General features: G+C 68.8%; 34 protein-coding genes. 29 read left to right on the top strand and 5 right to left on the bottom strand.

The genetic code is table 11. The features are described from left to right. Window positions 1-78 precede the first annotated feature (78 nt). From OIU81_RS03040 to OIU81_RS03025, 4 genes are all read left to right on the top strand, one after another. Complete coding sequence (locus OIU81_RS03040; RefSeq protein WP_329330772.1) at window positions 79-378, top strand: hypothetical protein; 300 nt, start codon at window positions 79-81, stop codon at window positions 376-378. Then, complete coding sequence (locus tag OIU81_RS03035) at window positions 375-614, top strand: hypothetical protein (RefSeq protein WP_329330770.1); 240 nt, start codon at window positions 375-377, stop codon at window positions 612-614. The genes OIU81_RS03040 and OIU81_RS03035 overlap by 4 nt, the downstream gene beginning before the upstream one ends. Window positions 615-733: 119 nt before the next feature. Further along, the gene (locus OIU81_RS03030) at window positions 734-1,021 is read left to right on the top strand and encodes a hypothetical protein (RefSeq protein WP_329330769.1); all 288 of its coding nucleotides are present in this window, start codon (window positions 734-736) and stop codon (window positions 1,019-1,021) included. Between the two features lie 159 nt (window positions 1,022-1,180). Continuing rightward, window positions 1,181-1,519, top strand: a complete 339-nt coding sequence (locus OIU81_RS03025; protein WP_329330767.1) for a hypothetical protein — start codon at window positions 1,181-1,183, stop codon at window positions 1,517-1,519. A 46-nt stretch (window positions 1,520-1,565) separates the two neighbouring features. On the opposite strand, the gene OIU81_RS03020 is transcribed toward OIU81_RS03025, so the two are convergent. The 5 genes from OIU81_RS03020 to OIU81_RS03000 all read right to left on the bottom strand — a co-directional run bounded on the left by OIU81_RS03020 (window position 1,566) and on the right by OIU81_RS03000 (window position 4,862). Beyond that, window positions 1,566-1,826, bottom strand: coding sequence for a hypothetical protein (locus OIU81_RS03020; protein WP_329330765.1), 261 nt, complete (start codon window positions 1,824-1,826; stop codon window positions 1,566-1,568). Window positions 1,827-2,055: 229 nt separating this feature from the next. Continuing rightward, window positions 2,056-2,457, bottom strand: a complete 402-nt coding sequence (locus OIU81_RS03015; protein WP_329330763.1) for an NUDIX hydrolase — start codon at window positions 2,455-2,457, stop codon at window positions 2,056-2,058. Between the two features lie 35 nt (window positions 2,458-2,492). After that, window positions 2,493-3,284: an aminoglycoside phosphotransferase gene (locus OIU81_RS03010; RefSeq protein ID WP_329330761.1), complete on the bottom strand. Its 792-nt coding sequence runs from the start codon at window positions 3,282-3,284 to the stop codon at window positions 2,493-2,495. Between the two features lie 223 nt (window positions 3,285-3,507). Then, window positions 3,508-4,323 (bottom strand): hypothetical protein, encoded by an 816-nt coding sequence (locus tag OIU81_RS03005; RefSeq protein WP_329143506.1) that lies wholly within the window; start codon window positions 4,321-4,323, stop codon window positions 3,508-3,510. 137 nt (window positions 4,324-4,460) lie between these two features. Beyond that, complete coding sequence (locus OIU81_RS03000; RefSeq protein ID WP_329143504.1) at window positions 4,461-4,862, bottom strand: DUF6907 domain-containing protein; 402 nt, start codon at window positions 4,860-4,862, stop codon at window positions 4,461-4,463. A gap of 248 nt (window positions 4,863-5,110) precedes the next feature. On the opposite strand from OIU81_RS03000, the gene OIU81_RS02995 reads away from it, so the two are divergent. The 25 genes from OIU81_RS02995 (at window position 5,111) to OIU81_RS02875 (ending at window position 17,631) form a co-directional block, all read left to right on the top strand. Beyond that, window positions 5,111-5,866 (top strand): GntR family transcriptional regulator, encoded by a 756-nt coding sequence (locus OIU81_RS02995; protein WP_329143502.1) that lies wholly within the window; start codon window positions 5,111-5,113, stop codon window positions 5,864-5,866. Window positions 5,867-6,010: 144 nt separating this feature from the next. Continuing rightward, window positions 6,011-6,241 carry a helix-turn-helix domain-containing protein gene (locus tag OIU81_RS02990; RefSeq protein ID WP_329143500.1) on the top strand — a complete coding sequence of 77 codons (231 nt, stop codon included), beginning with the start codon at window positions 6,011-6,013 and terminating at the stop codon, window positions 6,239-6,241. Further along, window positions 6,241-6,438 carry a hypothetical protein gene (locus OIU81_RS02985; RefSeq protein ID WP_329143498.1) on the top strand — a complete coding sequence of 66 codons (198 nt, stop codon included), beginning with the start codon at window positions 6,241-6,243 and terminating at the stop codon, window positions 6,436-6,438. The genes OIU81_RS02990 and OIU81_RS02985 overlap by 1 nt, the downstream gene beginning before the upstream one ends. Before the next feature lie 191 nt (window positions 6,439-6,629). After that, window positions 6,630-6,911, top strand: a complete 282-nt coding sequence (locus tag OIU81_RS02980) for a hypothetical protein (RefSeq protein WP_329143496.1) — start codon at window positions 6,630-6,632, stop codon at window positions 6,909-6,911. A 32-nt stretch (window positions 6,912-6,943) separates the two neighbouring features. After that, window positions 6,944-7,177 carry a hypothetical protein gene (locus OIU81_RS02975; RefSeq protein ID WP_329143494.1) on the top strand — a complete coding sequence of 78 codons (234 nt, stop codon included), beginning with the start codon at window positions 6,944-6,946 and terminating at the stop codon, window positions 7,175-7,177. Between the two features lie 49 nt (window positions 7,178-7,226). Beyond that, entirely contained in the window at window positions 7,227-7,466 is a 240-nt protein-coding gene (locus tag OIU81_RS02970; RefSeq protein WP_329143492.1) for a hypothetical protein, read from the top strand. A gap of 54 nt (window positions 7,467-7,520) precedes the next feature. After that, on the top strand, window positions 7,521-7,856 hold the full coding sequence (locus OIU81_RS02965) for a hypothetical protein (protein ID WP_329330759.1): 336 nt from the start codon (window positions 7,521-7,523) through the stop codon (window positions 7,854-7,856). Next, entirely contained in the window at window positions 7,856-8,089 is a 234-nt protein-coding gene (locus OIU81_RS02960; RefSeq protein WP_329330758.1) for a hypothetical protein, read from the top strand. The genes OIU81_RS02965 and OIU81_RS02960 overlap by 1 nt, the downstream gene beginning before the upstream one ends. Window positions 8,090-8,101: 12 nt before the next feature. Then, window positions 8,102-8,299 (top strand): hypothetical protein, encoded by a 198-nt coding sequence (locus OIU81_RS02955; protein ID WP_329330756.1) that lies wholly within the window; start codon window positions 8,102-8,104, stop codon window positions 8,297-8,299. 105 nt (window positions 8,300-8,404) lie between these two features. After that, window positions 8,405-8,605 (top strand): hypothetical protein, encoded by a 201-nt coding sequence (locus OIU81_RS02950; protein ID WP_329143486.1) that lies wholly within the window; start codon window positions 8,405-8,407, stop codon window positions 8,603-8,605. A gap of 97 nt (window positions 8,606-8,702) precedes the next feature. After that, entirely contained in the window at window positions 8,703-8,918 is a 216-nt protein-coding gene (locus OIU81_RS02945) for a hypothetical protein (RefSeq protein WP_329143485.1), read from the top strand. Window positions 8,919-8,951: 33 nt separating this feature from the next. Continuing rightward, window positions 8,952-10,298, top strand: coding sequence for a hypothetical protein (locus OIU81_RS02940; RefSeq protein ID WP_329143483.1), 1,347 nt, complete (start codon window positions 8,952-8,954; stop codon window positions 10,296-10,298). Between the two features lie 6 nt (window positions 10,299-10,304). Next, window positions 10,305-12,377: a hypothetical protein gene (locus OIU81_RS02935; RefSeq protein ID WP_329143481.1), complete on the top strand. Its 2,073-nt coding sequence runs from the start codon at window positions 10,305-10,307 to the stop codon at window positions 12,375-12,377. A 236-nt stretch (window positions 12,378-12,613) separates the two neighbouring features. Next, window positions 12,614-12,775, top strand: a complete 162-nt coding sequence (locus OIU81_RS02930) for a hypothetical protein (protein WP_329143479.1) — start codon at window positions 12,614-12,616, stop codon at window positions 12,773-12,775. A gap of 5 nt (window positions 12,776-12,780) precedes the next feature. Next, window positions 12,781-13,311: a DUF6197 family protein gene (locus tag OIU81_RS02925; protein ID WP_329143477.1), complete on the top strand. Its 531-nt coding sequence runs from the start codon at window positions 12,781-12,783 to the stop codon at window positions 13,309-13,311. An 18-nt stretch (window positions 13,312-13,329) separates the two neighbouring features. After that, window positions 13,330-13,893 carry a DUF6919 domain-containing protein gene (locus OIU81_RS02920; protein WP_329143475.1) on the top strand — a complete coding sequence of 188 codons (564 nt, stop codon included), beginning with the start codon at window positions 13,330-13,332 and terminating at the stop codon, window positions 13,891-13,893. A 15-nt stretch (window positions 13,894-13,908) separates the two neighbouring features. Further along, on the top strand, window positions 13,909-14,448 hold the full coding sequence (locus tag OIU81_RS02915; protein ID WP_329143473.1) for a hypothetical protein: 540 nt from the start codon (window positions 13,909-13,911) through the stop codon (window positions 14,446-14,448). Window positions 14,449-14,459: 11 nt separating this feature from the next. Next, complete coding sequence (locus OIU81_RS02910; RefSeq protein ID WP_329143471.1) at window positions 14,460-14,648, top strand: hypothetical protein; 189 nt, start codon at window positions 14,460-14,462, stop codon at window positions 14,646-14,648. Window positions 14,649-14,662: 14 nt separating this feature from the next. Then, the gene (locus tag OIU81_RS02905) at window positions 14,663-14,881 is read left to right on the top strand and encodes a hypothetical protein (protein WP_329143469.1); all 219 of its coding nucleotides are present in this window, start codon (window positions 14,663-14,665) and stop codon (window positions 14,879-14,881) included. A gap of 69 nt (window positions 14,882-14,950) precedes the next feature. Further along, window positions 14,951-15,265 carry a DUF7739 domain-containing protein gene (locus OIU81_RS02900; RefSeq protein ID WP_329330754.1) on the top strand — a complete coding sequence of 105 codons (315 nt, stop codon included), beginning with the start codon at window positions 14,951-14,953 and terminating at the stop codon, window positions 15,263-15,265. A gap of 20 nt (window positions 15,266-15,285) precedes the next feature. Further along, window positions 15,286-15,615: a hypothetical protein gene (locus tag OIU81_RS02895; protein ID WP_329330752.1), complete on the top strand. Its 330-nt coding sequence runs from the start codon at window positions 15,286-15,288 to the stop codon at window positions 15,613-15,615. A 36-nt stretch (window positions 15,616-15,651) separates the two neighbouring features. Further along, complete coding sequence (locus OIU81_RS02890; RefSeq protein WP_329330750.1) at window positions 15,652-15,843, top strand: hypothetical protein; 192 nt, start codon at window positions 15,652-15,654, stop codon at window positions 15,841-15,843. Window positions 15,844-15,964: 121 nt separating this feature from the next. Next, window positions 15,965-16,135, top strand: a complete 171-nt coding sequence (locus OIU81_RS02885; RefSeq protein WP_329143462.1) for a hypothetical protein — start codon at window positions 15,965-15,967, stop codon at window positions 16,133-16,135. An 88-nt stretch (window positions 16,136-16,223) separates the two neighbouring features. Continuing rightward, window positions 16,224-16,700 carry a transcriptional regulator gene (locus tag OIU81_RS02880; protein ID WP_329330748.1) on the top strand — a complete coding sequence of 159 codons (477 nt, stop codon included), beginning with the start codon at window positions 16,224-16,226 and terminating at the stop codon, window positions 16,698-16,700. A 685-nt stretch (window positions 16,701-17,385) separates the two neighbouring features. Next, window positions 17,386-17,631 (top strand): hypothetical protein, encoded by a 246-nt coding sequence (locus tag OIU81_RS02875; protein ID WP_329330747.1) that lies wholly within the window; start codon window positions 17,386-17,388, stop codon window positions 17,629-17,631. Window positions 17,632-17,655: the final 24 nt, after the last annotated feature.

Here is a 17,655-nt window from a genome sequence, read left to right as displayed (position 1 = left end):
TGGTACCAGATTCGCTACGGTTGGGCCCGAGTTACGTGATTCACGAGGATCACGCAAGCCGCCGCGTGGGAGGACCCGATGAGCACCGGACCGTGGACCGTCGACAGCATCGCCCACGCCCTCCCACACTCCGAGCTACGCGCTCAGTTCATGCGCGAAGCCACCTTCACCAACGTGCGTGAACTCCCCGCAACCCTCGAACGCTGGGTCGAATTCATCGAAGACTTCGAAGCCGGCCGCGACCGCCTCGAACACCTCCGCACCCTCGTCCGAGCAAACGGCCACCCCCCGGCCAGCTACACCGCTAGCCTCATCGACGTGACCCCGGACGAACTCCGCTCCGCCGCAGCCGACACCAGCCGCAGGGGCGCCGCGTGACCTACCGGCTCCACCTCGACCCGGCCCTCCACGCCGCCTTCAAGGCCCTGCCAGACCAGGCCCGCGCCGACTTATCGACCTGCCTCCTCGAGGCCATGGCCGACCCGCTCGCCCACTCCGAGCCCTACGGCATCGACGACGGCATCATGCGCACCATCGCCCGCGGCCGGATCGCTGGAGTCATCCTCATCGGCGACAGCGACATCACCCTCGTACAGCTCAACTACGCAGGCTGACAGCCCCACGGCGACGGCCCCCGCCCGAACGGGCGGGGGCCGCACTGCTGCGCCGGGCAGTCGACAGGGATCTGCGCCCCACCGCCGGCCCGATCGACCCGCCGGGTTAGCATCCCGCCGTGAGCCACGACTTCCCCCACGACCTGGTACAGCTGCAGCGTCACCTCCACGCCGCCACCGCCGACCTGCGGGCCTTCCTCCACGCCCACCCCGAACCGCCCGAGCCGATCAACGGCACGGCCGGCTGGAGCGCAGAGGACAAGGCGCGCGAAGTCGAGCTGCGGCAGCGCCTGCAAGACCTCATCGACCAGGTCCACACCCACCCGTACTGGGACACGCTCAGCGGGACCGACCTCGTCACGGCCCGCATGCGGCTCAAGCACGTCGACGACGAGCCGGGCGACTGACCGCGCCGGACACGCGAGACCCTCGCCCCAGGACAGGGCGCCGCATTGCGTTGACCAGCAGAAACGGCACACAGGGGGAACGGCCCAAGCGGAATGTGCCACCCTGTGCCCAGGCGCGGGGCCTAGCCGCGAGGCGCGTGGCAACAAGATTGGCCCACCATGCCCATCGGCAGGATCAACGCCGCCAAGTTCATCGCCCGCAAGCTACCCCCACCCCACGAAGAACAGCTCGGCGACGAACACACCCACCGGATCCTCAACCGTGCCCACGCCAACTGGTGTACCCCGCCCGGCCACCACACCCCCTGGCGCGACTGCTACGACGGAGCAGACATGCTGCCCATCCCGCAGAAAGCCAGGCTCTTCCTCGACCCCGCCGGCCAGCCGCTAACCCCACCGAACCACCTGCGCGGGCAGCAGCTAGCCGAAGTCGAGCAGGCGATCCGGCTTGCCGTGTGGGCGGACCGGGAGGCGCGTCAGCTGGGCGTCGACCGCTAACAATCGAGGCCCCTGCCCGAACCGGGCAGGGGCCTCTCTGCGCTGCTCAGACCGTCACGGCGTCCTCCCGCAGAAACGTCGCCGGGCACTGCCGGCAGTACAGCGACCGCGCCCACCGCTCCCGCGCCTCCTCCGCCGCCGCCGTCAGCCGGGAGAACCAGAAGCCCAACCCGACGCCGCCGACCAGCAGCAGGACGCCCCCGCCCACCGCGCCGCTCACCAGCAGCAGTACCCCCGCCGCGACCGCGCCGATCGGCAGCAGCCACTGCGCCACATACTCCGGCGGCTGACCGTACTTGCCGCGCAACGGCGACTCTCCCGGCAGCGACGCCACAAACTCCGGCAGATGCAGAACCTGGCCACTGCCCTTACACCGCGGACACGCCAACGCCATCCCAGCCCCCTCGTCAGAAGAGCGACAGCTTGCCAGCGGAACCGCAGATTCGGCAGAGGCGCGTAGTGGCGAACATCGGTGTGAGCGAACAACAGAAGCCCCCACTCGATCCCAGGTGGGGGCTTCGTCGCGCCGCGGGTAGCTACTCGGCCGGCGCCAACTCGGCGTCGAGGTACTCCTGCACCATCGGCGCCAGCGGGTACGGCACATAGTCCGTGATCTCCCCGTGCGCGACCCACGCCACCTCGGCCAGCTCCTCCGCATCGGCGACATACGCCTCGCCGGAGATCGGAGCGCAGGCCACGTAGTGCATCAGCCGGCCCGTCTTCGGATGCACCCGGTCACCCAGGGTCTTGACCACCTCGACGGTCAGCCCGGTCTCCTCCTGGGTCTCGCGCACTGCCGCCTGCTCCGGCGACTCGCCGGCCTCGAGCTTGCCCGCCGGGAACTGCCAGCGCAGCTCACCCTCCTCGACCGCGCGGCGCACCAGCAGTACGCGACTATCCCGCACGATCACGGCAGCCGCTACCGGCCTCTCGCCCATACCCACTCCGTCCATCGCAGACCACTGTCGATTGGCTACGGCACAGCGACTGTCGCCCCGAGAAGCGCCGCGAACCGGGCGTTGCTCTGCCGAGCACCCGCCGCGCCCACGACCGACTCCCACTGGCGGCACGTCCCCACCACCAACGCCTCCAACGCCGCCGGATCGGCCGCCCGCCACGACGGGAACTGCCACGCCCAGCCGAGCGCCTCGGGGGCCGACACGTCAGCCTCCAGCAGCCGCACCGCCGTATAGGTCACATCCACCCAAGCAGGTCCGGCAGCAGGCATCGCCCAATCCACCAGCCAAGCCCGCCCCGCCCCGACGAGCAGGTTGTGCGGGTTGGTGTCGGTGTGGAGCAGCGCATCCCCGGACAGCAGAACCAGCTCGCCGGCGTCCAAGACATCGGAGAACCGGTCCGCGAACGACGGAACCCCCGCGGGAGCTGCAACGCCCTGCACCGACTGCAGCACCCCGGCGACCAGCTCACGGTCCGCCGGCCGAGACAAGTCCGCATGCTCGCCGTCGACATGATCGAAGACCAGCAGATCCCAGCCGTCGGCCACAACCTGCCAGCGCAGCACCGGACTCGCCGAACACACCTGCGGGTTGACGGCCAACTCCCAGCGTTGCGCCGCGCGGCCCCGCCCGTCCTCGACAGGCACACCCTTGACGAAGAACGCCCCAGCGCACGTGACCAGCCGCGCCGCCACGGCGCAGGTGAGACCATCAGCGATCGGCTCCGCCGCCAACACGGCCCCGGTGCGCGCCTCAATCGCCGCACGGGCAGCGGCAGGCAGGTCAGCCCAGTCGATCCGCAGCGCCATCAGAGACCTCCTCGACAGTGGTGGGGCCGACTACTCGGCCCCACCACCATCATTCAGGCGTCGCTACGCAGTCGCCCCGCATTTGCGGCAACGCGTTGCACCCGACCACTGCACCCAGTCGTGATCACACTCGCTCACAGCCAAAACCCCTTCGAGTTGATCCTGATTTGCGGTAGTCCCATTGTCCCGCACCCCACGCTTGATCGGCGGGGATTTCAGCAGGTCAGCGGGGGAATCTCGCCAGCCAGTCCGGCACCGGTTTGTCGTCGCTCGTGTAGTGCATCAGGGCGTACTTGTAGCTCAGCAGGTCCATCGACCGCACCGAGTCGGGGCTCTTCAGGATCGCCGGACTCTCGCGCTCCAGCTGGCCGAGGGCCGCCTGCCGCTGCTCCCTGTAGATCCGTGGCCGCTTCTTCTCGAACTGGAGGAGCAGCCGGCGTAGCCGGTCATCGTCAAGGTCGTTCGCGGCCTCGTACAGGTGGCGAAGTTCCTCGCGTCGTGGATCTTGCGGGCCGGCTTGCTGGCCCGCACGAGCGGCAGCGAGTGCGGAGGAGTATTCCAAGCCTTCCTCTCCTTCGTCCGTCTTCTTGTCCATGTTGTCGTCCGTCTTACAAGTACTTAGGGACTGGTCTACCGAACGCTGGTCGACCGAGCGCTGCTCCGCCGAGTACTGGTCGACCGAACGCGGAGAACCCGTACTCGGTGCGACCTGCGGCAACCTCTCCGGCGCCGTGGACACGTAAGTCGTCGTCTCCCACCGCCCCCGGTCCCCGCGCCGCCGCACATGGACGACATAGCCCTCCCGCTCCAGCTCGCGCATCGCCATCTGTAGCGCCTCCCGGCCCTCTGCCGTGTAGCCCTCCTTGCGCGAGGTGGCGCCCCACCCAGCCAGCTTCGCCAGCGTGATGTCGTTGTCCGGCGGATAGCTCAACAGCTCCAGCAGCAGGCCCTTTGCTCGCCAGCTGATCCGGCGGCTCCTCGCCACCGCGTTGTCCACGCCGGTCCAGCCGGTCTCCGGCAGAACCCTGACGACCTTCATCGCGCCCCCGCCCACAGGCAGGCAGACGCGCAGCCCAGTACACCCAAGGCCAACTCCTGGATCTCGCGGGACCACGCCCGCGGGTATGAGAACGGCCGGGCAGCTCTAGGGCTGCCCGGCCGGGGAAGTGCGGGGTGTCAGCCCATTTGGGCGCGCAGTACGCGCAGCGTGTCCACGAACGCCTGCGCCTGAGCGATGAAGATGTCGGCCTCAGCCGCCGACAAGTCGATGTCCGTCATGCCCTGCACGTAGAGCACCGCCTCGCCGACCCCGTCACCCTCATCGCCGCGCGACAACTCCGCCGTCAGGATCACCGGGCTATCGTCGGAGAGCGGACGCGGATTGCCGAGCACGTACTGCGGTGACCAGTGCCACGTCGCCGTCGGCCCAAAGTGGTGGCCGGCGACATGACAGCGATCCTTGCACCACGCCGGACAGGGAGTCGGATGCGAGGCGGCCTGGGGAGTGGAGGGCTGGACCGGAACGACGGGCGTGGCGGTCGACACGGCGACGGCAGGGGCAGTGGTTGCTACGCTCATGGGTGACTCCTCTTTGACGAGACGGATCACTGATCAGCGAGTTCGCAGCTCGCTGAGCCAAGGCCGGACGGCAGCAACCGTCCGGCCTTCGTGCGTTCGTAGTGACGCAGTGGCTACACAGCACACCGTAGCGCTCTAGAGCAATTTATGGCTAGTGCCGACTCGGGCTGCTCCCAATCCCGCGCCAACCCAATGGCAACTACAGCAGGTAACGTTGCTCTAGATGAATCCATGTAGAGGGAGGTCACGTGCCACGTAAGCCCGGCGAACCGCTGAAGTACCGGGAGATCGCCAACGACTTGCGTAGGCGAATCGATGACGGAGAGTTCCAGGTCGGCGACAAGCTCCCCCCTGAGAGGAAGCTTCGGGAGGAGTACGCCGTAGCGCTAGGCACCGTCCGGCAGGCTCTCGGTGCACTTCGCGACGAGGGGATTGTCGAGTCTCGCGTCGGCTCCGGCGTATCCGTCCGAGCATGGCGCCCGATCGCTCGCAACGCCCTCAAGAGGCTGTCGACTGAGCAGTGGGGTGAAGGGCGATCGATGTGGGAGGTCGATGTCGAGGACCGCCAGCTCCAGGTCGATGACGCTCAAATCGAGCAGTTGCCTGCCACGCCGGAGGTTGCGCGCGTTCTGGAGCTCGATGAGGGGGAGCTCGTGTGGCGTCGCGGTCGGAGGTATCTCGTGGATGGGGTGGCCGTAATGCGCGCCACATCGCACATTCCGGATGACCTGGCGCGGGGGACGCGCATCACCCAGATCGATACTGGTCCTGGCGGGATCTATGCGCGCCTCGCCGATGCAGGGCACAAGCCGGCGCGCTTCCGGGAGGAGTTGCGGTGTCGTATGCCGGCGGCCTCCGAGGTTGCGGACCTGGCCCTCCCTCCCGCGACGCCCGTGGTGGAAATCAATAGGTACGCCTACGACTCGGCTGATCGGGTGGTCGAGGTGAACCGCATGGTTCTGGACGCGTCCAGGTACCTACTGCTGTACGACTTTCCTTCCTGACCTGCGCTTTCCAGCCCCCGCCATCGACTGGCGGGGGCTTTTTGATGGCCTGGATTCGCTGTATTGCTATGGAGCGCTCTTGATTGCTCCATAGCAATGTGTTTCTATCTAGGTGTCAGCCCGTCGACCGCATGGGAGCACCCAATGACGCCATCCTCAGCCGCTCCTGTGAGCGACTACCTCACCACCGGCCAGGCCGCCAAGCGCATCGGCAGCACCCCGCAGCACATCCGCGAACTCATCCGAATTGGGGCCATCGAGGCGATCAACATCGCCAAGGGATCTGTACGTCCCCGCTTCCGTATCGCGGAGGAAGCCGTCGAGGCTTTCCTTCGCGACGCCGCCGTCACCCCGGCGATCGGCGAGGTGGCCTGATGACTACCTCCACCGCCCCCGCCATGACCGCCGCAGATGTCGCCGCTCATGCAGCTGGCTCTTACGTCCGCCCCCGCCCGGCTGCTCGTCTGGCCGAGTCCCTGGGTGACGCCGATGCGGCCCGCCGCTCGTCGGGCGTCACCGCGCTCCGCGGCAAGACGACCGTCGCCACCGCGATCGAGTTGGCGGCGGCCTGATGCCGGCCGAGCCTGAGCCCCGCCACGACCGGGCCGACACCCCGCCCGCCCTGCCGCCGCTTCCGCAGCGGACTCCCGCCGGCTCCCTCTAACTGCCGCGCTCGGGGTGACCACCCCCAGCCCCCGAGCGCGGCGCACTACCTCGCATCTCACCCCATCCCGCACCACCTCCACCGAGAGGCCATGCCGTCATGCCTGGTACCCCGACCGATATCCACGTCAGCCGCGCCGAGGACGGCGTCGACGGCAAGAACCCGATGAACGGCTTCTCCGCCCAGGACGGTCCGCAGAGGGCTGTGCCCCACGCGCTCCTGGCCCTGGTCACTGAGCAGCAGGCGACGAACGCGCACCTCGCCCAGATCGCCGACAGCCTCGGCCGGATCGCTGCCGCGCTGGACAAGCCCGCCGCCGAGGAGCCCCCAGCGTCGGAGCCCAAGCGCCGCCTGTGGCTCCCCAGTCGCCGCAACGCCTGACCCGCTCACTCCTTCCGAAAGGCCATACCGCCATGCCCGCAAAGACCGAGACCGCCTGGCCGGAGGGCGTCGTCAACCGCTACCTCACCCTCGCGGGCGCTGCGCTCGCCGACCCGAATATCACCGTCGATGTCACCGACGACGGCTTTGCCGCTGAGTGCCGCGGCTGCCAGGGCGGCACCAGAAATAGCTACGCGGTCGCCGTCACGAGCTGGGCTGCAACCCACGCCGAACGGTGCCGTCAGCTTCCGCGGCCCACCGCCTGACCCGCGCCACCCCCTGCCACCGCCCACATTTTCCGGAAGGACCACCACCATGTCGCTTCACCTGATCTCCGACGCCGAGTACGCCCAGGGCACGAAGGCCGCCGAGGCCCACCGGACCGAGCGTGCCGGGATCGTCAGCCGCTACGCCTCCGCCTCCGCCGCCAACGACTACGGCGGCATGCAGGACGCGATCCTCGCCGCCATCGCTTTCGACGGGGCGCACCCGGCCGAGCCGCGACTGATGGATGAGATCCGCGGCCTCCAGGCCCACTACACCCGCGCCGCCTGATCACCGCCCGACCCGCCACCACCCACCCCGCACCCCCGAGTTGAGGAGACAGCCATGACCGTTTGGCAGCCCAAAGACGCCAAGAAGTTCGGCCTTCAGGCGAAGCTGAACATGCCCTACTACACGATCGAGACCTCCGTGAACCCGTGGGGCGAGGAACCGCTCTGGAAGGAGTGGGTGTTCACCGATCGGCTGCCGATTTTCGGCACGCCGACCGCAGGCGGAGTCGACGCCCAGTCGGCGTGCAGGCGCTTCGGGCCGATGTACGACGAGAAACCTGGCCGCCACATCCGCGCAATGTTCGAGTGCGACGACGACCAGGTGTACGCCGAGCCCGGCGACGTCCTCAAGGTGCGGGGGAGTCGGGGCCGCCAGAAGGCCCGCCGCTGATGGCCGAGGTCACCGTCGAGTCGCCGATCCGGCCGCAGGACGCCACCTGCTGCGGCAAGCCCTTGCAGTCACATGGCGGCGACATCTGGGCCTGCCAGGACTGCGGATGCCGGCTCCGAGCTGAGAAGTCCGGGTTCGTGCCGCCCGGCTGGCGGATGGTCACCGACATCGACAGCCGTGCCTGCTCCGAAGGCCACACCTATGAGCCGGGCCCTGACCCGGACTCCCACTAGGGAGAGCCGCTCATGCCGTCCATCACCGATCAGCGTCCCCGCACCGAGACCGAGCAGGCTCAGGCGATCATCACGAAGCTGCGGGCCGACATCGCGAACATGCGTGGCGCGATCACCTCCGGCCAGGTCCCCGACACCGAGATCTACACGCTCGAACACGGCATCTCCGAACGCCAGCAGCGCATCGCCCGCCTCCAGTCCCTGATCTGACCGCTGCCTGTGGCCCCGGAGCAACGCCAGAACTCGCACCACCTGGCGCCGGGCCCGCAGGGAGCCGGCCAACCGGCCAGGCCCCAGCCCACACAGGAGGACCACGTGTTCGGAAAGACCCCGGAAGAGAAGCAGGCCATCGTCGAGATGAAGGCTGCTGACAAGGCACTCCACGAGAACAGCGACCGGGAGTTCAAGGCCGGCATCCGGGACGAGACCCCCGAGTACCAGCGCCTGAACAGGATCGCCAACGAGAAGGCCGCCAAGGTGCCCCGCATGTTCGGCGGCACCAAGCGCGGGCGCTGACCGCTCGCCGGTAGCCCTCGCCGCCGGTCCCGCACCGGCACCGGCGGCCTGGAGATCCGACGCAGCACCCACCCTCACCCCCGTCGAAGGACACGCCATGCAGCACGCCCTTCTGATCGCACTCACCCGCCTCCGACTCGCTCTGATGGCCGCCGGCCTGTCCTGGTTCATCGGTCTTGACGCCCCAGTCGGCGTTCGCATCCTGATCGCCGTGCTGCTCGCCGTTGCTGTCGCCGGGGACGGCGCCATTGAAGATCAGCGCGCCAAGATCCCCGCACCCCGCCCCGCCCACGACTACGACACCGCCGCCTAACCCGGCAACCCACCCCCGAAGGGACTGAACGACATGACCAGCGGATACCGCTCCTGGGAGGAGCGCGAGGCCGAGGCGGCGAAGACACGCGCCGAAGCCGCGAGGATCGCAGCCGAGACGAAGGCCGCCGAGCAGGCCGTAGCGGCAGGCGCAGCCAAGACCGAGACCAGCAAGCTGGCCGAACAGGTCGAGCAGGCCAAGCTGAACCGACGACTCGCCGGCATCCAGCGCGACGCCAAGGCCGACGAGCAGCAGGACAAGGCGCAGAAGCGCGAGGAGGCCGCCGACAACGGCACCCGCTTCAAGCTCGTCACCAACATCGTCCTCACACTCGGGCTGCTCGCCGCACTGCCGGCCCAGCTGTCGTACTTCCTGAAGCTGCACCGCAAGGGCGACACGAGTGGTGACCTGGCCTGGCTCATGGCGCCGGTGCCGTTCTTCCTCGAACTTCTCGCCTGGGTCGGCGTCCTGGGTACACAGTGGGCGCACCGTAAGGGCTTGCCGCGGTGGCCGTTCTGGATCCTCACCGCGGCCCTCGCCTCGGTTGCCGGCTACATCAACCTCACCCACGGGGCGACCGAGTACGGGCTGGTCGCCGGTGTAGCCCTCGCTGCCACGTCGGTGATCGGGCCGGTGCTGGCTGAGGTGCGGCAGGCGCTGGAGAGCAAGGCCGCTGTTGACAACCGCAGTCGGGAGCAGCGCGCGAAGGAGAAGGAGGCCGCGAAGAAGCGGGCCGCCGAGGAGCGCGAAGCGGCCAAGCGTCACAAGCTTGAGGACGAGCGGCGCAAGGCCAAGTGGGGTGAGGTCTTCAACGAATACGAGCGGATCGTCGCCGCCCACCCGATCGGAGCGATCACTCGGGACGAGGCATGGAAGGCCGCGTGGGACAACCTGCACATGCTGCCGGTCGGCGTCACGGTGGGCACGCTCGCCGCCCGCGAGGTCGCTCGCGAGGCTATCGACGAGCTCATGGCCGCCTCCGATCGGACCCGCGAAAGCGTCGCCGTCGACCTCTTCCTCGCGGACGTCTTCGACCCCTCCCCTGGGGACGGCGGAACCGCCGGAGGAACGCGCGACAGGGGCCCTCAGGGCGGCCCGCGCGGCGCCGGTGGCGGATCTGCGCTCAAGCTCTCCGATAGGCCCTCTGGGGGGCAAAATCCCCTAGGGCGCAAAGGGAACCGGGCTCCTGGCCGCACTTCCGCGAAGGTGCCCGACAAGCCCCTCGCTGAAGCCGACCTCACCGCCGTCCGCGCCCTCGCGCAGACCCTCGGCGGAGCCGACAAGTTGAGCGTCAAGAAGATCCGCACCGAGGCCGGAGTCGGCGGCGCCGACGCCTACCTCATGCGCCTGCGTGACGTCGTCCAGGCCGAAGAGAAGTAACCCGCCATGAGCACCCACCTCAGCACCCGCGAGCACCGAGAGGAAACCACCATGGCGACCGTCGCCGAGGACACCCGGCCGACCCTCAGCCTCGTCAAGCCCGAGTCCATCGAAGGCGCGGTAGTCGAGCACCAGGGCGAGACCCTGCGGCCCGCCTGGAGCGACTCCGGGAAGGAACTCGCCGCCCGCGCCCGCGAGCACGCCGCCGAGAACCAGCTCTACATCGGCTGGACCGTCCGCGGCTACCGCAACCTCACCCGGCGGTGGCTGGAGGCCCGCCGCGACGACTACCCGCAGTTGATCCAGTCCGCGATTGCGGAGAGGAAGGCGTCGGCCGGGAACACGGCCGCGGAGACCGCAGCCAAGGAGCTCGTCAAGGAGCGTCGCGCCGAGTACCGGGTCCACAAGCGCTGGCACTGGATCAAGACCGGCGGGTGGAGTGCGGCTGGCACCACGGGCATCACCACCGCGGTGGTCGTCGGCGGGGGATGGGTCGATGTGCTGCTCGCCCTCGGCGCCTACGCCGTCGGCACGTGGCACGGCCGGCCAGGTGCAGGGCAGTCCGCCTTCACGGACGCGACCAGCGGCCTGATCGCCATCGAGCCCGGCGAGAACGACCCGTTCCCGATCGCCGACGCCAACACCCGTGACGAGGCCGCCGAGTGCGTGCGCCGTGCCCTCGTGTCTGAGGGCATCAACGTGGCCGCGGTCGAGGCCGGCCGTCGCTACCCCTGGGGATGGGAGATCACCGTCCGGCTGAAGAAGGGCACCCCCGCCGACCTGATTGCCAAAGCGCCCGAGCTGGAGACACCCCTCGACCTGCCAACAGACGGGCTGCTGTGCCAGCCCATGCGGCAGAAGCGCGCCCAGGTCGTGCTGCGCCTCGTCGAGGGCGACCCGTTCGAAGACATGCCAGCGCTGCCGGTCCGCAAGCCCAACAGCATCGCTATGCGCGACAAGGCGCTGGTCGCCAAGCGGATGGACGGGCAGCACACCATGCTGTCGTTCCTCGGCCAGCACTTCATCGTGATCGCCAGCTCCGGCGGCGGTAAGTCGGTGACCTTCAGGACGATCGGCGACACCCTCACCGACTGCGAGGACGTCATCGTCGTCGACCTCGACCCGGGAGGCAACGGCTTGGAGCCCCTGGCTGCCGCGGTGGGGGTGCGGGTGGTCGGCGCCGATCAGATGCACATCATTGAGGCGGTGCTGGAGAAACTCCTGAAGATCGCGAAGGCGCGGGCGATGCTCCTCGGCAAGCTCGGCATGGGCGACAACTGGATTCCGTCGCCCCGCTATCCGGCGATCGTCACCCTGATCGACGAGTACCCGCAGCTGTCGCAGCGAGCCAAGGCGTTGGTAGTCGCGATCCTGCGGGTTGGCCGCAAGTCCCGCGTTCAGATCGGCCTCGCCGCTCAGGAAGCCACGAAGGACTCGATCGGCGCGGCCATCGCCGACTCCATCGCCCTGAAGATCGTCGGTCCGAGCAGGCACCAGGACATCGTGCAGGTCTTCGGAGCCGGAGCCGGCGCCAACGGCTGGCGCTCGGACCGACTCCACCCCGCCCAGGGCGAGGACCCGGCGGACGCCGGCAAGGCGTACATCATGGGCGGCGGCTCCACCGACCCCCTCATCCACAAGTTCATCCCGATGACCTACGAGGAGGGCAAGCGGCGCGCCGCCGAGCGCGCAGCCGCTGGCCGGCCCTGGTTCGATCCGGAGTCCCTGGATCTGGCGGGTGTCACTTTCGACGACCTCGACACCGTCCAGCCTCACGAGCAACTGCCCGAGGCGATCGAGCTGGCGCGGGCCGCGTTCACCGCCGCTGACGACCCTGCCCGCATGACGGCCGCCGACCTGTACGAGTACGTGGCCGCTGCAGCCCCAGAGTCGTGGGCGCCGGAAGAGGACGAGGAGATCGACATCGCCCGCGACCGGTACCTGAAGGCTCTGCGAGATGCCGCCACCGAGGTGGCCCCGGCAGTCGATATGAAGACCAAGCAGTGGCGCGGAGGTCGCGGTTTCTACCTCGCCACGCTGATCGAGCTCACCGGCGAGGAAGCCCCCGAAGGCACCTGACCCGCCGACGTCGAGGGCGTGACGTCGCAGGTCACGGCCGTGACGCCACCCGTGACGAGGGCGTGACGGAGCCGATCTGCCCGTGACGCGTCACGCCCCCGTCACGCCCTCCATCAAGTTTCTGACCTGCGGCGTAACGCCCCGTCACGGGCAACGTCACGGGCTCAGATGCCCGAAAGATCCATAAATGCGAACCTCGGCCAACGCCCGAGGCGCCAACCACGAGAGGACCCGATATGCCCAACAACTCCAGCTCCAACCAGGACAAGCAGAAGCGCGAGGAGCTCAGCCACCAGTACTCGAACGCCGCTCGCATCGCCCGCGACAAGGGAAACCAGGCCGCTGCCGGAGGACTCACCGACGCCGCCACCCAGCTCATGAACAAGAAGGAGAAGTGATCTAGATGCCCGCGCCCACGCTGACCGCCGCCGCCCTCGACCAGGCCGCCGCGCCCATCGCCCCGACCCTGACCGAGCCCGAGCAGTCAGCGTGGGCCCCCACCCTGACCTTCGACGAGCGCCTCGCCCTCGCCGCCCTGGCCGTGGACGCCCGGATTGCCACCGCACCGCTTGACCTGGCCGACGTGATCCGCGGCCCCGTGGACGCGCCCACCGCCCCGGCGCTGCAGCCGTATCGGACGCCGATTGCCGCCCTCTTCCACCGAGCCCACACCAGGCTCCTCCGCGACGGCTGGTGCACCGGCCGGCTTCGCGACGAGCAGGGCGCCGCCTGCCTGATCGGCGTCATCCGCGCCGAAGCCGGCAGTCGATCCGAAGCCGACGACGCCTGCACCCTCCTCCTCGACATCGTCCGCAACGAGTTCGACCCCAGCGCCGAAACCATCGCCAGCTGGAACGACCGGCAACGCGACGGGCACATGCCCGCCCGCATCCTCGGCCACGCCGCCAGCCGCGCCGACGCACGCGGCATCTAACTCCCTGAAAGGAACGCTGTGCCTCCCAACCCGTGGAAGACCGCCCGCACCGTCGCCGACCTCGGCCGGCTCATGGCCGACTGGCTCGAAGGCCGCATCCGCACCTGGCCCGGCTACGGCGACCCCCGCCCTGACACTGAAACCCGGCACCTCATCCTCCCCCTCGCCAGCGCCAACCGGGCCGGGTATGTCACCACCAGCTCGCAGCCCGGCCTCCCGCCCAGCCGCGGCTACGACGGCCGCATGTGGCGGCAGCGTGCCGCCGTCGACGGCTGGATCGCCGATCCCCAGCTCCTCGACCGGATCCGCACCCAGGCCGAACGTGCGGGCATCGTCGTCATCACCAACCGGCCCGGTGACCGCAGCCATCCCGGCATGCCCGTCACCGAAGCCGGCACCGAGGTAACCACAGGATTCGGCTGGTCACCCGGACACCGGCGACTCATCTCCAGCACATTCCCAGGCGTCGGTAGTCAAGCGATCCGCGAACTTCGCAAGGCCACCCACACCACACTCATCGACCCCATCTGGGGCCGCGAACACCGACTCTGGTCCGCGCTCAACAGGGCCACCGGCTACTGACATCGAAAGGACCCCGTGGACATCACCATCGACTGCCGCAGCCGGGACGCCCGCCGCATCGAGCAGCGCATCCGCGAGATAGGCGACCATGCCGGCCGGCTCGCCGCCCGCCATCTCGGCGGCCGACTGCCCCAGGTGGAGATAGTCCTGACCGACGGGAACGGCGTCACATCCCTCATCCAGCGCGCCGACCTCGAACTCGCAGGCCGAACCACCTGGCGTCGCCGCGCCGTCGGCCGCGTCATCGACCATTGGCACGCCCGCCACGCATTCGCCGCCACCGCTCTTACGAACCGCGGAGCGCTGGTTGCCATCAACGCATCCCGCAACAGCGACCTCCGCGAACTCGACCGCACCCTCATCCACGAGTTGGGTCACACCGTCCAGCTCAACCAGCCCGGCGCCCGCAACCGGCACATCGCCTACCTCCGCCAGCAGTACGGCATCACTGCCCACAGCAAAGCCGACCAGCGCGAATACGAGCGGCTCATCGACATCCGCGAAACGCAGGCCGCCAACCTCGAAGCCCTCGCACGGCAACTCCCCAACCACTGAAAGGAATGCCCATGGACCCCAACCTGACCGGCAAGAGCTGGGCCAACAAGAAGGCCGCCGAAATGACCCTCGAAGAACTCGGCGACGCCGCCGACACCTACCGCAAAGCCGGAGGCGACCTCAACCGCAACTGGGCTGGCGTCTACGACCGCGAATGGGAACGACGCCACGGACTCCGTCGCGCCGACGACTACAGCTGAAAGGACATCGAATCATGGCCAATGCGACTCCGAACGAGGTCAGCGAGCTGCGCGCCATCATCCGCGAGCTCTGGTTGCGCGTCGCCGACGCCGGAAGCCTCATGGACACCGGGTGGGTCCGCGGCGCGCTCGAGGGCAGCACCGAGCTGTCGGACCAGGACTACGTGCGCAACGCGTTCAAGCTCCCCACCCATGTCCGCGACGAGCTCCCCGCTCACTTGCTCGACGACTAGCGATCCGCCCCCCGGGGGCCCGGAAGCCGACACAGGGCCCCACGCCCGCCAATCCGAAAGGAGCCCGTCATGGGCTGGACCATCTCGCACGGCACTCACAACAACGGCCAGATCAGCCCCTCGTACAGGAGCATCTCCGTGCTCGGCCAGCACCTCGCCTACGTCCTGCCGGCCTCCGATTGGCGCGCCATCGAGCCGGTGTTCGGTGACCGCTCAGGCGGCCCGTTCCGCGTCCCGCACAACGAGGCACGCCGCATCGCCGCCGTACTGCGACGAGCCGCCAGCCACCGCAAAATGCCCGCCGACTGGGGCGACCTCGCCCGCGAATTCGCCGATGCCGCACAGAACGCCGCCAACGCCCGGCAGTCCTGGGAATGGCGCTGATGGGGCTGTACCGCGGGGAGATGAAGACGACGCTCCTCAACGACAAGCAGATCCGGCCCACGGAATACACGAAGTGGCGCCACGCCCACGACCAATTCGCCCGCCGCGACAAGGACCGCGTGACGGTCGACGAATACAAGGCGCAGCTCCTGAAGGGCCGGCCAGTGGAGCCGATCACCCTGGGCATCGACGACAGGTACCACGACGTGTACGTAGCCGACGGGCACCACCGAGCCATCGCGCACATCGAGCTGGGCGCCCCCGAGTTCTCGTTCATCTGGTACTGGATCCGCTCCTTCGGCGTCCACATGGAACGCGACCCGTTCCCCTACCACCTCCTCAGCCTGTAACGGCCCCGCCGCACCAACCACCGAAAGGAACACGCAATGACCCTCGAGGAATCCGCCGCCACCGACGCGGCACGACACCTCCGCACCGTCTTCGACCAGCTGGAGACCGGAAGCGCGCGCCACGACGACGTGCGCGCCGCCAACAGTGCGATGGACTTGGCCGAAGTCTTCGGCGTCACCGCCAAGGACTACGCCCGAATCCTCTCCCAGGCCGAGCCTCGCCCGTGAGCTGATGCGGCGCCACCGCGAACCTATGGCCCAGGTCACCCTTGTTCTGCACTCAGGTGTGCAGAACGAACCCACCCACCACAGCACTCTGGAATCACCCAAACAAGAAGGGAAACACCCCATGAAGCGCGAGATCGTCAGCAAGCAGTACCGGCACAACGGCGGATTCGCCCGCGTCGAACAGGACAACGGAGGCCACCTGCTCGTCCACTGCTCCGGCTGCCGGACCGAGGAATACGCGGCCGGAATGGCGCCCGGCTTGGCCAAGCTCGTTGCCCACGTAGAGAAGTAGCTCCGCCCGGGGGCGGCCGCGCGCCTGCCAGCAGAACGACCGCCCCCGGCACCCCCATCCACTCACCGCAGACAGGAGAACCCCCATCATGACCGACGCCGCCGTCGTGTTCGCCGCCGTGTTCATCGCCCTGTACGTCGGTCACAGCGTCGGCGACCACTGGGTACAGACCTCCTGCCAGTCCGCCGACAAGGGCAAGCCCGGGTGGGCCGGAAGGCTCGCCGACACCCGGCACGTCCTCGGTCTGACCCTCACCAAGGGGCTCGCCCTGGTCGCCGTCGTGCTGCTCCTCGACGTGCCGGTCACCGCGGCCGGCGTCACCATCGGGCTCGCCGTGGACGCCATCACCCACTGGTGGGCCGACCGGCGCAGCACCCTCGCGTGGCTCGCCAAGGTCACCGGCAAGGCCGAGTTCTACAACCTCGGCACCGGTGCGCACCCCGCCCACCCGGTCACCGCCGAGGGCAAGCCGGCCGCGCATCTCGGCACCGGCGCCTACGCGTTGGACCAGTCGTTCCACCACTTGTGGCTGCTCGTCGCCGCGCTCATCATCGCCACCGTCTGACGCGCCCCGAAGAGCAACAGGGCCCCACCGCACGGGAACTGCGGTGGGGCCCAGTCGCGTCCGAGACTACTCGGGAATGTGGCACGGAAGCCGCGCCCTGTCCGACGTGCATTCCCCCGAACCGGGTCAGGCTGAGTTCTCGCGCTCCGGCGGGCGCTTCGATTCGACTGCGCGGGCCAGCCACCGGCCACGGCCAAGAACCAACGACGGGGCGCCCAACGGCGAGAGGCCAAGAAGCCGACAGAGACGGGCCAGCTCCACGTCTGCCGCATCCCGCGAATCCGCGAGGACCGTGAACACAGTCGCCATAGCGACAGTTTGCCCCGGACGGTACACAGTTGGGGGCGAATTCGGGTAGAGCCCCTCCAACGGCGGTAGCCCCGTGAGAGCATCCCGGGTCATGAAGCGCACCCTCGCCATCGCCGTGACAGCCATCGCAGCGCTCAGCCTCGCCGGCTGCTCCAGCAGCGACGGGCCGAACTTGAGCCCATCGGCGCCCAAGGCCACGAGAGCCGCGGGGGCGTCGACCCCGGCGGCCGGTCCGCAGCACAAGCTCGCCCCTGGGAATCGCCGAGCCGCAGCCGCCAGGATCCTCCACACCAACGTCCAGCACTACCGTGACGTTCTAGCCGCAGGCCGAGGCGCGTGGGGCAGCCCCCGATTCGGGCCCTGGCAGCAGAATGCGATGGTAGACCTCTCGTACCAGGCCGCATTCACCAAGGCGGACCGGCAGTTCACGGCGGCCACCGAACCGGCCAGCATCAACACATGGCACGACGACATCGCCGCCGCAGGAGATGCCATCAACCAGTGGGCCGCGAAGAACACCCTCGACACTGCGGAACGGTCGAAAATGCCGCCATCCGCGGCAGTGGGTAAGGCGTTCGCCAAGGCCGACAGGGACGCGGAGAACGTCGCCAAGGGCAAGTAGCCGTCAGGCAGTGCACACTGAATC

Source organism: Streptomyces sp. NBC_01454 (assembly GCF_036227565.1).
Classification (GTDB): Bacteria; Actinomycetota; Actinomycetes; order Streptomycetales; family Streptomycetaceae; genus Streptomyces.
This window is presented reverse-complemented; position numbering and strand designations above follow the sequence as displayed.

What these genes read in the sequence shown, in the direction of transcription:
- OIU81_RS03040 (WP_329330772.1), top strand. Translation starts at nt 79, where the DNA reads ATGAGCACCGGACCGTGGACCGTCGACAGCATCGCCCACGCCCTCCCA.
- OIU81_RS03025 (WP_329330767.1), top strand. Translation starts at nt 1,181, where the DNA reads ATGCCCATCGGCAGGATCAACGCCGCCAAGTTCATCGCCCGCAAGCTA.
- OIU81_RS03015 (WP_329330763.1), bottom strand. Translation starts at nt 2,457, where the DNA reads ATGGGCGAGAGGCCGGTAGCGGCTGCCGTGATCGTGCGGGATAGTCGC.
- OIU81_RS03010 (WP_329330761.1), bottom strand. Translation starts at nt 3,284, where the DNA reads ATGGCGCTGCGGATCGACTGGGCTGACCTGCCTGCCGCTGCCCGTGCG.
- OIU81_RS03005 (WP_329143506.1), bottom strand. Translation starts at nt 4,323, where the DNA reads ATGAAGGTCGTCAGGGTTCTGCCGGAGACCGGCTGGACCGGCGTGGAC.
- OIU81_RS03000 (WP_329143504.1), bottom strand. Translation starts at nt 4,862, where the DNA reads ATGAGCGTAGCAACCACTGCCCCTGCCGTCGCCGTGTCGACCGCCACG.
- OIU81_RS02990 (WP_329143500.1), top strand. Translation starts at nt 6,011, where the DNA reads ATGACGCCATCCTCAGCCGCTCCTGTGAGCGACTACCTCACCACCGGC.
- OIU81_RS02985 (WP_329143498.1), top strand. Translation starts at nt 6,241, where the DNA reads ATGACTACCTCCACCGCCCCCGCCATGACCGCCGCAGATGTCGCCGCT.
- OIU81_RS02980 (WP_329143496.1), top strand. Translation starts at nt 6,630, where the DNA reads ATGCCTGGTACCCCGACCGATATCCACGTCAGCCGCGCCGAGGACGGC.
- OIU81_RS02975 (WP_329143494.1), top strand. Translation starts at nt 6,944, where the DNA reads ATGCCCGCAAAGACCGAGACCGCCTGGCCGGAGGGCGTCGTCAACCGC.
- OIU81_RS02970 (WP_329143492.1), top strand. Translation starts at nt 7,227, where the DNA reads ATGTCGCTTCACCTGATCTCCGACGCCGAGTACGCCCAGGGCACGAAG.
- OIU81_RS02965 (WP_329330759.1), top strand. Translation starts at nt 7,521, where the DNA reads ATGACCGTTTGGCAGCCCAAAGACGCCAAGAAGTTCGGCCTTCAGGCG.
- OIU81_RS02960 (WP_329330758.1), top strand. Translation starts at nt 7,856, where the DNA reads ATGGCCGAGGTCACCGTCGAGTCGCCGATCCGGCCGCAGGACGCCACC.
- OIU81_RS02955 (WP_329330756.1), top strand. Translation starts at nt 8,102, where the DNA reads ATGCCGTCCATCACCGATCAGCGTCCCCGCACCGAGACCGAGCAGGCT.
- OIU81_RS02945 (WP_329143485.1), top strand. Translation starts at nt 8,703, where the DNA reads ATGCAGCACGCCCTTCTGATCGCACTCACCCGCCTCCGACTCGCTCTG.
- OIU81_RS02940 (WP_329143483.1), top strand. Translation starts at nt 8,952, where the DNA reads ATGACCAGCGGATACCGCTCCTGGGAGGAGCGCGAGGCCGAGGCGGCG.
- OIU81_RS02935 (WP_329143481.1), top strand. Translation starts at nt 10,305, where the DNA reads ATGAGCACCCACCTCAGCACCCGCGAGCACCGAGAGGAAACCACCATG.
- OIU81_RS02930 (WP_329143479.1), top strand. Translation starts at nt 12,614, where the DNA reads ATGCCCAACAACTCCAGCTCCAACCAGGACAAGCAGAAGCGCGAGGAG.
- OIU81_RS02925 (WP_329143477.1), top strand. Translation starts at nt 12,781, where the DNA reads ATGCCCGCGCCCACGCTGACCGCCGCCGCCCTCGACCAGGCCGCCGCG.
- OIU81_RS02910 (WP_329143471.1), top strand. Translation starts at nt 14,460, where the DNA reads ATGGACCCCAACCTGACCGGCAAGAGCTGGGCCAACAAGAAGGCCGCC.
- OIU81_RS02905 (WP_329143469.1), top strand. Translation starts at nt 14,663, where the DNA reads ATGGCCAATGCGACTCCGAACGAGGTCAGCGAGCTGCGCGCCATCATC.
- OIU81_RS02900 (WP_329330754.1), top strand. Translation starts at nt 14,951, where the DNA reads ATGGGCTGGACCATCTCGCACGGCACTCACAACAACGGCCAGATCAGC.
- OIU81_RS02895 (WP_329330752.1), top strand. Translation starts at nt 15,286, where the DNA reads ATGAAGACGACGCTCCTCAACGACAAGCAGATCCGGCCCACGGAATAC.
- OIU81_RS02890 (WP_329330750.1), top strand. Translation starts at nt 15,652, where the DNA reads ATGACCCTCGAGGAATCCGCCGCCACCGACGCGGCACGACACCTCCGC.
- OIU81_RS02885 (WP_329143462.1), top strand. Translation starts at nt 15,965, where the DNA reads ATGAAGCGCGAGATCGTCAGCAAGCAGTACCGGCACAACGGCGGATTC.
- OIU81_RS02880 (WP_329330748.1), top strand. Translation starts at nt 16,224, where the DNA reads ATGACCGACGCCGCCGTCGTGTTCGCCGCCGTGTTCATCGCCCTGTAC.
- OIU81_RS02875 (WP_329330747.1), top strand. Translation starts at nt 17,386, where the DNA reads ATGGTAGACCTCTCGTACCAGGCCGCATTCACCAAGGCGGACCGGCAG.